The organism is Geodermatophilus amargosae (assembly GCF_041028265.1).
GTDB classification, from domain to species: domain Bacteria; phylum Actinomycetota; class Actinomycetes; order Mycobacteriales; family Geodermatophilaceae; genus Geodermatophilus; species Geodermatophilus amargosae_A.
Window position 1 is genome coordinate 155,544 of record NZ_JABGCW010000001.1, and the last position, 10,617, is coordinate 166,160.

Annotated in this window: 12 protein-coding genes; 7 read left to right on the forward strand and 5 right to left on the reverse strand. The window is 75.4% G+C overall.

The features are described from left to right. Positions 1-142 precede the first annotated feature (142 nt). Positions 143-574 (reverse strand): ATP-binding protein, encoded by a 432-nt coding sequence (locus HLV61_RS00830; RefSeq protein WP_369251991.1) that lies wholly within the window; start codon positions 572-574, stop codon positions 143-145. Between the two features lie 189 nt (positions 575-763). On the opposite strand from HLV61_RS00830, the gene HLV61_RS00835 reads away from it, so the two are divergent. Both HLV61_RS00835 and HLV61_RS00840 read left to right on the forward strand, forming a co-directional pair. Beyond that, a complete protein-coding gene (locus tag HLV61_RS00835; protein WP_369251993.1) occupies positions 764-952 on the forward strand; it encodes a hypothetical protein in 189 nt (62 codons plus the stop codon). A 45-nt stretch (positions 953-997) separates the two neighbouring features. Next, positions 998-2,263 (forward strand): PP2C family protein-serine/threonine phosphatase, encoded by a 1,266-nt coding sequence (locus tag HLV61_RS00840; protein WP_369251995.1) that lies wholly within the window; start codon positions 998-1,000, stop codon positions 2,261-2,263. 19 nt (positions 2,264-2,282) lie between these two features. Here HLV61_RS00840 and HLV61_RS00845 read toward each other — a convergent pair whose 3' ends face one another. Further along, positions 2,283-2,447 carry a hypothetical protein gene (locus tag HLV61_RS00845; protein WP_369251997.1) on the reverse strand — a complete coding sequence of 55 codons (165 nt, stop codon included), beginning with the start codon at positions 2,445-2,447 and terminating at the stop codon, positions 2,283-2,285. Between the two features lie 221 nt (positions 2,448-2,668). On the opposite strand from HLV61_RS00845, the gene HLV61_RS00850 reads away from it, so the two are divergent. The 5 genes from HLV61_RS00850 (at position 2,669) to HLV61_RS00870 (ending at position 7,604) form a co-directional block, all read left to right on the forward strand. After that, the gene (locus HLV61_RS00850) at positions 2,669-4,216 is read left to right on the forward strand and encodes a phospholipase D-like domain-containing protein (protein ID WP_369251999.1); all 1,548 of its coding nucleotides are present in this window, start codon (positions 2,669-2,671) and stop codon (positions 4,214-4,216) included. A 69-nt stretch (positions 4,217-4,285) separates the two neighbouring features. Continuing rightward, complete coding sequence (locus HLV61_RS00855; RefSeq protein ID WP_369252001.1) at positions 4,286-5,059, forward strand: SDR family NAD(P)-dependent oxidoreductase; 774 nt, start codon at positions 4,286-4,288, stop codon at positions 5,057-5,059. Further along, on the forward strand, positions 5,056-5,589 hold the full coding sequence (locus HLV61_RS00860) for a methyltransferase domain-containing protein (RefSeq protein ID WP_369252003.1): 534 nt from the start codon (positions 5,056-5,058) through the stop codon (positions 5,587-5,589). Before HLV61_RS00855 ends, HLV61_RS00860 begins: the two co-directional genes overlap by 4 nt. Positions 5,590-5,620: 31 nt before the next feature. Continuing rightward, positions 5,621-6,808 carry an acyl-CoA dehydrogenase family protein gene (locus HLV61_RS00865; RefSeq protein WP_369252005.1) on the forward strand — a complete coding sequence of 396 codons (1,188 nt, stop codon included), beginning with the start codon at positions 5,621-5,623 and terminating at the stop codon, positions 6,806-6,808. A gap of 109 nt (positions 6,809-6,917) precedes the next feature. Next, on the forward strand, positions 6,918-7,604 hold the full coding sequence (locus HLV61_RS00870; protein WP_369252007.1) for a response regulator: 687 nt from the start codon (positions 6,918-6,920) through the stop codon (positions 7,602-7,604). Positions 7,605-7,878: 274 nt separating this feature from the next. Here HLV61_RS00870 and HLV61_RS00875 read toward each other — a convergent pair whose 3' ends face one another. From HLV61_RS00875 to HLV61_RS00885, 3 genes are all read right to left on the reverse strand, one after another. Then, positions 7,879-9,060: a sensor histidine kinase gene (locus tag HLV61_RS00875; protein ID WP_369252009.1), complete on the reverse strand. Its 1,182-nt coding sequence runs from the start codon at positions 9,058-9,060 to the stop codon at positions 7,879-7,881. Between the two features lie 154 nt (positions 9,061-9,214). Beyond that, a complete protein-coding gene (locus tag HLV61_RS00880) occupies positions 9,215-9,955 on the reverse strand; it encodes a DUF3618 domain-containing protein (protein WP_369252011.1) in 741 nt (246 codons plus the stop codon). A 51-nt stretch (positions 9,956-10,006) separates the two neighbouring features. Next, the coding region (locus HLV61_RS00885; protein WP_440284443.1) for a phage holin family protein at positions 10,007-10,617 on the reverse strand (611 nt) is incomplete at its 5' end.

Below are 10,617 nucleotides of genomic sequence, written 5' to 3' on the forward strand. Positions count from 1 at the left end.
GCGTCGTGCGACCTGACGGGGGTCGGCGACGCGACCGACGGGACCCAGGACGGAGCGGCAGGTGCCACCGTGGTGCCGCTCCGGGGGCCCACTGCACGTCGACCGCAGACCGTCCTCCGGGTGCTGACCGGGGGCGGGGAGCTCACCCGCGGTGCAGGCAGGCCCAGACGTGCTTGCGGTCGCCGAGGACCTCCCAGCCCCGCACGGAGGTGACGTGGGCGACCATGTGCAGCCCCATGCCGCCGAGTGCGGGATCGCGCCCCACGGCCGGCACCGGCCCGTGGTCCGGATCGCCGTCGCTGACGTCGAGCAGCAGCCCCTGCGTCGTGGGGGCCGCGTAGACGCGCACCGGTGCACCGCCGTGCCGGAGGCCGTTCGACGCGAGCTCGTCCACGGCCAGCAGGAGCTCGTCGAGCAGGGCCCCGTCGGCGTCGTCGGCCACCGAGACCTCGGGCAGCCACGAGCGCAGGCCGGCCCGCACCGTCCCCAGTTGTCGTGGGTCGGTGATCTCCGCCTCGTAGCGGGGTCCCGAGGTCTCGGGACAGGGCCGTCGGGGCCAGCTCTCCGGGGGCATCGGCTCGTTTCGGGTCGGCGTCGTCCCCGACGGGTTGCCCAGCGATCACCGCCGGCAACCGACCTTCCGGCATCCGAGGACGCCGCCGGTCGCGCACCGGCCCCTCCGCAGGACCTGCGCACCGGCCGGGGCGCCCGTGGCGTGGCCGGATCGGGACCCGGGTTGCCCGGCTCGGCTACCGTCGAGGTCGTGACGCTGGTCTTGCACGTGGGTGGTCCCCGCCATCGGGAGGTCGCCGAGGTACCGGCCGCGCAGCTCTCGTCCGCCCGGCTGGTCTACGACGGCCCGCAGTGGTTCGGCGTCTACGAGCGCTTCGAGCCGGTGCAGCGGCGCCAGACCGCGCAGGGCAACGCCGAGGTGTGGGTCGTCCGCGAGTAGCCCGCGACCGGGAAGGGCGCGCGAGGGCCCGCCTAGAGTCACCCCATGCGAGTGCCGCCGACTCCCGGCCTGGACGTCGGCGCGCTGCTCGACCACGTCATGGGGACCGCGCCGATCGAGGCCGTGGAGGCTGCGGCGGAGGCGCTCGCGCACATGGTCGGGGCGCGCGGGCTCGCCTTCCTGATCGCCGACTTCAGCGGCCGCGCCGTCGTCCGCCTCACCACGGGCGGCGCCGGGGTGGAGGGTGCCCGCACCCAGGCGGGTGCGCAGGCGGAGACGATCCCGCTGTCGGGCACCGTGTACGAGCGCGTGCTGCGGACGCAGGAGGTCGACGTCGAGGAGCTCGACGACGGGGTCCGCGTGATCGCGCCGGTCAGCGACCGCGGGGACGCGATCGGCCTGCTGGAACTGGTCCTGCCCGCGTCCCCCGGCACCTCGACGGTCGCCGAGGTGGCCGCCGCCGCGCACGCGCTGGCCTACGTCGTCATCGCCGCCCGCCGGTACACCGACGTGTTCGAGTGGGGGCAGCGCACCACGCCGTTCTCCCTGCCCGCCGAGATCCAGCGTCGGCTGCTCCCGGCCTCCTACACCTGCGAGGCCGGGCAGTTCACCCTCGCCGGCTGGCTCGAGCCGGCGGCCTCGGTGGGCGGCGACACGTTCGACTACACGCTCAACCAGGACTCGCTCCACGTCTCGATCACCGATGCCGTCGGCCACGAGGTCCAGGCCTCGCTGCTGGCCACCCTGCTCGTCGGGGCGCTGCGCAACGCCCGCCGCAAGGGCCTGGACCTCGCCGCCCAGGCCCGGTACGCCAACGACGCCCTCCTGGAGAACGGCTCCGGCGGGGAGTTCGTCACCGGACAGCTCGTGCGCGTGGACCTGCCGACCGGCACCGCCGGGATCGTCAACGCCGGTCACCCGTTCCCCCTGCGGCTGAGGAACGGCCGGGTGGAGGAGGTCGACCTGGGGATCGAGCCGCCGTTCGGGGTCGTCCCCGGCCGGTCGTTCCGGGTGCAGCGCCTCCCGCTCGAGCCGGGGGACCGGGTGGTGTTCCTCACCGACGGCATGCAGGAGCGCAACGCCACCGTCCTCGACGTCGCGGCAGCCCTCCACGACACCACGGACCTGCACCCCCGCGAGGTCGTCCACGAGCTCGGCGCGGCGGTGCTGCGCGCGACGGGTGGCGACCTCCGCGACGACGCCACCATGGTCTGTCTGGACTGGTACGGAGGACCTCCGCGCCGCAGGCCCGGTGCGAACGGTGCCGACACCGCCACGGCCTCCTCGGCGGGACGTCCCTACCGGGCCTGAGCGGGGACCGGGAGCCCCGTCAGGCCTCGCCGCCCAGCTCGCCGTGGTCGCGGTCCTGCTGCCGGCGCCGGTCCTCCAGCAGGTCGGCGCGCTCGTCCGGGTCCTCGGGGAGGGAGTCGGGTATCGACCCCGGCACCGCGTCCAGCCGCGTCCGGGCGGCGGGGTTCTCGTGCTGACTGGCCATGTCCGGCCCTCCGGGGAGCGTCGCGGGGCACCGACGATCCGCTCCTCCCGCTGTAGCGGCAAGGGGCGTCGGTCCCTGCACCGGCGTTCCCGTCCTCGGCATCGCCGGGGATCCCCATCCCTCGTGCAGCGGGTTCCTCCAGACCGCTCGAGGCGCCGGCCGCCCACCCGGACGAGGGAGAGGGCGGCGCGGCGGCTTGCCCTGGTCGGCACACTGCCGGGGTGATCGAGAGCGCCGACACCGCCGGGACGTCCCGGCTCCCCGCCGTGCCGGCGCCCTCCCGCGCGACCGTCCCCGCGCAGACGGACGACACGCTGCTCGTCCCGGGCGAGACCTGCTGGCGCATCGAGCGCGCCGAGCGGCACGCGGTCTTCGTCGACGCCGCCGACTACTTCGCCACCCTCAAGCGCGCGGTCCTGCGCGCCGAGCGGCGGGTGTTGTTCATCGGCTGGGACTTCGACCCGCGCATCCGACTGGACCCCCGCGCCCCCGGCCGCGCGAAGGACGACCGCCTGGGCCGGGTGCTGGCGAAGGCCGTCCGCGACAACCCGCGGCTGGAGATCGGCGTCCTGCAGTGGGACCTCGGCATGGTCGTGGCGCTCAACCGGCGCATGGCCCCGATCGTGCTGCTCAACCGGCGCACACCGGACCGGCTGCGTTTCGCCGTCGACATGCACCACCCGCTGGGCGGCGCCCACCACCAGAAGATCGTCGTCATCGACGACTGCCTCGCCTTCGCCGGCGGCATCGACGTCACCGCCGACCGCTGGGACACCCCCGAGCACCGCGACCGCCACCCCCTGCGCCACCGCCCGCACACCACCCGGCTGCGCGGCCCGTGGCACGACGTCACCAGCCTGGTGTCCGGCCCGGCCGCCCGGGCGCTCGGCGACCTCGCCCGGGAGCGCTGGGAGAGCGGCACGGGGGAGCGGCTGGAGCCGGTGGACGACGTCGAGGCGTGCTGGCCCGACGGAGTCGAGACCTTCCTCACCGACGTCGACGTCGCCGTGTCCCGCACCCGCCCCGAGTACGGCGGCGCCGAGCTGGTGCACGAGATCGAGCTGCTCTGGCTGGCCGCGATCGCCGCAGCGCGGCGCACCGTCTACGTCGAGACGCAGTACTTCGCCAACCGCCGGATCGCCGAGGCGATCGCCGACCGGCTGGGCGAGGACGACGGCCCGGAGTTCGTCGTGCTCAACCCCCGCGGCGCGGAGGGGTGGCTGGAGAGCAAGGCCATGGACACCGCACGGGTCAAGCTGCTCGACCTGGTCCGCCGCGCCGACCGGCACGACCGGTTCCGGCTGCTGGTGCCGGTCACCGAGGGGCGCCGGCCGGTGTACGTGCACGCGAAGGTCACCTGCGTCGACGACCGGCTGCTGCGGGTCGGCTCGTCCAACCTCAACAACCGCTCGATGGGCCTGGACACCGAGTGCGACCTGTCGATCGAGGCCCGCACCGGCGACCCGCGGGAGGCCGAGCTCCGGGCCGCGGTGCTGTCGATGCGGCACCGCCTGCTGGGGGAGCACCTCGGGGTGGCCCCGGAGGAGGTCGCGGCCGCGGTGGAGGAGCACGGCGGCTCGCTGGTGCGGGCCGTCGACGTGCTGATGCGGCCGGACGGGCGCTCCCTGGTGCCCTTCGAGCCGCCGCGGCTGGACACGGTCGAGCGGTTCCTCGCCGACACCGAGCTGCTCGACGCCGAGCACACCCCGAACCGCTGGCGCCGGGTGAAGCGGGCCTTCGCCGGGCGGAGGCGCCGCCAGCGGGGCTGAGCGCCGCCAGCGGGGCTGAGCCAGGGGCGGGCGCGGTTCCGCCGCGCCGTCGCGGGGGAGGAGGGGAGCATGGCCACCACCACCTCGGACTTCACCGGCTCCGTCGTCCTCGTCACCGGCGGCGGCTCGGGCATCGGCCTGGCGATCACCCGGGCCTTCCTCGACGCCGGCGCCACCGTCGCCGTCACCGGACGACGGCGGGAGCGGCTGGAGGCCGCGCTGGAAGGCGTCCCTGCCGAGCGCGCGGCGGCACTGCCGGCCGACGTCTCCGACCCCGCCCAGGTGCGGCAGCTCGTCGCCGACGTCGTCGACCGGTTCGGCCGGCTCGACGTCGTCGTCAGCAACGCCGCCGGCTACGAGAGCGGCGAGCTCACCGACCTCGCCGACGACGCGTGGGAGCGGCTGCGCGCCACCAACGTCGACGCCTTCTTCCACCTCGCCAAGGCCACGCTCCCGCACCTGGCGGAGTCCGGCGGCAACCTGGTCGCCGTCTCCTCGGTGTCGGGCCTGCGCGGCGACTGGGGACAGGCGGCCTACAACGCCACCAAGGCCGCGGTGACCAACTTCGTGCGGTCGCTGGCGCTGGACTGGGGCCCGCGCGGCGTGCGGCTCAACGCCGTCGCGCCCGCCTTCACGTCCACCGAGCTCAACGCCGACGTGCCCCGTGACGAGGCCTCGCTGGCGCCGCACGTCGACCGGGTCCCGCTGGGTCGCGTCGGCGAGCCCGAGGACATCGCCCCGGCGGTGCTCTTCCTGGCCGGCGACGGCGCCCGGTACGTCACCGGTGCGGTCCTCGCCGTGGACGGCGGCACCAGCGCCTCCACCGGCCAGGCGCACGTGTGAGCACCCGGCCGCCGTCGGACCGGCTGGCCGCCGTGGCCGGCGTGGTGGCGGCCACGCCGGGGGAACGGGTGCTCGAGGTCGGCTGCGGTGCCGGCGTGCTGGTCACCCTGCTGGCCGCGGCCGTGGGCCCGGGCCGGGTGGTCGCCGTCGACCGGTCGGCCCGGATGGTGGCGGCCGCCGCCCGGCGCAACCGGGCGGCGGTCGAGGAGGGCAGGGTCCGGCTCCTGGCCGCCGCGCTCGTCGACGCCGACCTGGGCGCGGAGCGCTTCGACGCCGTCGTCGCCGTCGACGTCCGGGCGTTCTGGACGCCCCCGGCGCCGGAGTGGGACGTCGTCGCGCGGGTGCTCGCCCCGGGCGGGCGGGTGGTCCTCGGCGCCTCGGTGATGCGCCCGGGCGACGCCGACCGGGTGCGCGCCGAGGTCGCGGCGGCGGCCGGTCGGCGCGGCTTCGCCGTGACCGCCGCCGCGCAGGCGGGCACCGACCCGTTCCCGACGGCCACGATCGAGTTGCGTCGCCCTGGTGGCGGGTAGGAGAGGGTCATCCGCCAACGGGAGGACCCCGATGACCGACGAGCTCCCCGCCGCCCTGCCCGGCGACCTGTACGGCTACGAGACCCTGCTGACCGACGACGAGCGCAAGGAGCTGTCCGGCATCCGGCGCTTCCTGCACGAGGAGGTCCGGCCGCGCGTCAACGACGCCTGGGCCTCGTCGGAGTTCCCGATGGACCTGGTGCCCCGCTTCGCCGAGGAGGGCATGGTCGGGCGCAGCTACGACCTGGAGCACCAGCCCCGCGCGTCCCGGCTGTTCACCGGCTTCATCGCGCTGGAGACCTCGCGGGTGGACCCGTCGATGGCCACGTTCCTCGGCGTGCACAACGGGCTGTCGATGGGGTCGATCGTGATGCTCGGGTCCGACGAGCAGCGCGCCCGGTGGGTGCCCGACATGGTGGCCTTCGACAAGATCGGCGCCTTCGCCCTGACCGAGCCGCACGGCGGCTCCGACGTCGCGCGCGGGCTGGAGACCACCGCGCGCCGCGACGGCGACGGGTGGGTCATCGACGGCGCCAAGCGCTGGATCGGCAACGGGACCATCGCCGACGTCGTGGTGGTGTTCGCCCGCGACGTCGAGGACGACTCGGTGAAGACCTTCGTCGTCGAGAAGGGCACCCCCGGCTTCACGCCCACGAAGATGGAGGGCAAGTACGCGCTGCGCACCGTGCAGAACGCCGACATCGTGTTCGAGGGCTGCCGGGTGCCGGCGGAGAACAAGCTCGAGCACGGCAACTCCTTCAAGGACGTCAACCGGGTGCTCAAGCTGACCCGCGGCGGTGTGGCGTGGTCGGCGGTGGGTTGCCAGATGGGCGCCTTCGAGGCGGCGATCTCCTACGCCAAGGAGCGCTCGCAGTTCGGCCGCCCGATCGCCGGCTTCCAGCTGATCCAGGACCTTCTCGCCCGCATGGCGGGCAACGTGACGGCCAGCCTCGGCATGGCGGTCCGGGTCTCGCAGCTGCAGGAGGAGGGCGTCTTCAAGGACGAGCAGGCGGCGCTGGCCAAGGCCTTCGTCACCGGCCGCGCCCGGGAGACCGTCGCGCTGGCCCGCGAGCTGTTCGGCGGCAACGGGATCCTGCTGGAGAACGACGTCGTCCGGTACTTCGCCGACGCCGAGGCGCTCTACTCCTACGAGGGGACCCGCGAGATCAACAGCCTGATCGTCGGGCGGGCGCTGACCGGGGTCAGCGCCTTCGTCTGACCCCACCTCGCAGGGGTGAGGGGACCGCGGTCGGGCTGGACCGCGGTCCCGGGGCTGCCGTTGCCCTCCTCGAGGCGCCCGTCCGGGTCGCCGGGACGGGAGGCGCACGGTGGCCGGGCAGTCGGTGCTGGTGGTGGAGGACACCGCGGAGATCCGCGACCTGGTCGCCACGGTGCTCGCCCGCGCCGGGTTCGACGTCCGGGCCGTGGGCACCGGCGCCGCGTGCCTGGCCGAGGTGCGCCGGTCCGCGCCGGACCTGGTCGTGCTCGACCTCGGCCTGCCCGACGAGGACGGTACCGAGGTCTGCCGCCGGCTGCGCGCGGAGAGCGGCTGCTACGTGCTCATGCTCACCGCCCGCGCCGAGGAGGTCGACCTGCTGGTCGGCCTCGCCGTCGGCGCCGACGGGTACATGGCCAAGCCGTTCTCGCCCCGTGAGCTCGTGGCCCGCGTGCAGGCGATGCTGCGGCGCCCCTGGCCGGCGGCCGGGTCCGCCGACGCCGTCGTCCGGCTGGCCGATCTCGAGGTCGACGAGGACACCCGCGAGGTGCGCGTCGACGGCGCCGTGGTCGACCTGACCCGCACCGAGTTCGACCTGCTGGCGGCGCTGGCCGCCCGCCCCGGCCGCGTGCTGCAGCGCGAGACGCTGCTGCGGGAGGTGTGGCGCACCGAGTGGGCCGGCAGCCTGCGGCTGGTCGAGGCACACATGTCCAACCTGCGCCGCAAGCTGTCCGCCGCCGGCCTGCAGGCGGCCGAGATCAGGACCGTCCGCGGGGTGGGCTACCGCCTGGTGGCCTGACCCCCGCACGGCGCCGGGACGGTCCCGCCACCCCGGTGGGCCCGGGGTCGACGGGGACCGCCGGCGCCGGGTCCGCAGCGGGTGCACCGGACCGCGGCGACGCCGCGCGGTGCTCGAGGAAGGCCAGTAGCCGGGCGGGCAGGTCGCCGTCGGAGGGGACGACCGAGGCCCGCCGGACGGGGATGCCGTCGTCCGGGATCACGATCCCGAGCCTGCCACCGGCTCCGTGGCCGCTCGGGGCGACCCCCGTGCAGCGAGCGCACGAACGGTGTGCTCAGCGCGGCAGGACCAGCGTGGCCGTCGTCCCGCGGCCCTCGGTGCCGGCGAGCTCGAGCCGGCCGCCGTGGGCCGCGGCGATGGCCCGGGTGATGGACAGGCCGAGCCCCACGCCGGGCACGCCGGCGCGCCGGGCGCTCGCGGCGCGGACGAACCGCTCGCCCAGCCGCTGCTGCTCGGCCGCGGGGATGCCGACGCCGGTGTCGCGGACCTGCACGGACGCGACGTGCTCCCCACACCCGACGACCAGCTCCACCCGCCCGCCGCGCGGCGTGAACTTCACCGCGTTGGAGACCAGGTTGTCCACCGCCTGGGCGAGCCGGACGGCGTCGCCGGGCACCACCGGCCCCGAGGCGGGCAGGTGTGCCGTCAGCGTGACGCCGGCGGCCGCGGCGGTGACCCGGGCGGACTCCTCCGCGGCCGCCACCAGGTGCGCGAGGTCGACCTCACCGGGGGTGAGCACGAAGCGGCCGGCCTCGACCTGGGCGGTGAACAGCAGGTCGCCGACGAGGCGCTCGAGGCGGGACGCGTTGCGGGTGACGACGTCGAGGGACCGGCGGTGGCCGTCGTCGAGCGCGGGGTCGTCCAGCACGACCTCCAGCCAGCCGAGCACCGCCGAGAGCGGGGTGCGCAGCTCGTGGCTGACCAGCGCGACGAACTGGTCCTTGAGCCTCTCGGCGGCGCGCACCTCGGTCATGTCGGTGCCGACGAAGGTCCAGCCGGCGGAGCAGCCGTCGTCGTCGGCGCGCGGGGTGACCGCGACCGAGACGGTCCGCCGGCCGCCGTCGGCGGCCACGTAGGTCCAGTCGCGGACGTCGCTGCCGTGCTCGGCCGCCGCCGACACGAGCGCGTCCAGTCCGCGGTCGCCGAGCTCGTCGGGCACGTGGAAGTCGGTGATCCGGCGCCGGCGGACGACGTCGGCCCGGGGGAGCCCGAGCAGCCGCTCCGCGCCGGGGTTCCACACGCGGACGACGCCGTCGCGGTCGGTGCCGACGACGGACTGCTCGGTGATGGCGTCGATGACGCTGGTCATCGTGGCGGCGCGGGCGCGCAGCATGCGCGCGGCGACGGCGAGCTCCTCGCCGCGGTCGGCGACCAGCGCGGCCAGCGTGGCGCGCTCGGCCCGCAGTGCGGCGACCTGTGCGCGCAGCGCCACCAGCTCGGCCTCGGTCCCGGTCACCCCGGGGAGATCGGCGCGCCGGGCCTCCGCGTCCAGCCGGGGCGGGAGGGTCTCACCCGGGCAGGGGAGGGGCGGACACGACAGCGCCCCGCCGGGCGGACCCGGCGGGGCGCTGCGGTGTCGCGGTGGTGCGGTGGTGCTGTGGTGCGGGGGACTAGCTGGTGGAGGACTGGCTCTGCACCGACTGGCGGGACTGCTGGGCCTGGCCCTGCACGTCCTGCGCGGCCGACTGGCCCTCCTGCTTGACCGTCTGGGCAGCGTCCTGGGCGGTGCCCTTGACCTCCTCGACGGCGTGCTGCGCGGCCGGCTTGAGCTGCTCGCCGACCTCCTGCGCGGCCTGCTTGGCCGGGGCGAGGAGCTCGTCCTTGTGCTCGCGCAGGGCGGACTCGGCCTGCTGGGCCAGCTGCTGCTCCTTCTGCGTGGCCGGCAGGAGGCTCGACACCAGCCAGCCGACGCCGAAGGCGATCAGCCCGGCCGCGAGCGGGTTGCCCTGCGTCTGGCGGACCACCGCGTCGGGGGCCTGCTGGACGGCGTGGGCGGCCTGCGAGGCGGCGTCCTGCACGGTGCCGGCCGCACTGGACGCCGCGCCCTGCACGGTGCCGGCCGCGCTGGACGCCGCGCCCTGCACGGTGCCGGCCGCGTTGGACGCCGCGCCCTGCACCGAGCCGAGCGCGTTCTGGGCGGTGCCGCGCGACGAGGACCGGGTGTCGTGGGACGAGCCCATGACCTTGTCCTTGACGTTGGCGAAGCGGCCCTTCGCCGTGGCCATGCGCCGGTCGATGACGCGGGCCGGGTTGACCTTCTCGTTGAGGGCGTCGACGTCGTAGCTCAGCTCACGACGCGTCTCCTCGATCTGCCGCCGGATGACGTCCGGGTCACTGCTGCTGCTGGTCATGTCTGCTCCAGGGGGTGTGGTGGCCGGACCGGTCGGGTCGCGGGCCGCGGGTCAGTGGGGCTTGAGGGCGCCGGGGACCTGCTGGAGGGTGTCCACGGTCCGTTTGGGCTTGGGGTTGACCTGCCGGAACTTCTTGCGCCCCATGACGAACGCGACGGCTCCGATGACGCCCCAGAGGACCGCCACGATGAGCGCGGCCAGGCCGGCGTCCATCAGGTTCTCCAGCGCCCACCACAGGGCGAAGGAGAGGAACATCAGCACCATGTAGCCGGCGAAGCCCGCGGCACCGAACATGCCCGCGCCCTGGCCCGCCTTCTTGGCCTCGACCGTGATCTCGGCCTTGGCCAGCTGGAGCTCCTGGCGCATGAGCACCGAGAGGTCCGTGGTGACCTCGCTGATCAGCTCGCCGACCGAGGTGCCGGAGACCTCGGGCCGTCCGGCCTCGGTCATCGGGGTGCCGCGGTCACCGGCGTGCGCGCCGTAGGACTGGTCGAAGCCGGCGCCCTGGGTGTAACCGGTCGAGCCCTCGGTGTAGCCGGTGGCGCCCTGCTCGTAGCCGGTCGTGCCCTGCTCGTAGCCGGTGGCGCCCTGCTCGTAGCCGGGGGTCACGGCATGGTTCGGCTGCGGCGGCTGGGGCGGGTACCCGCCCGAGCCACCCACCG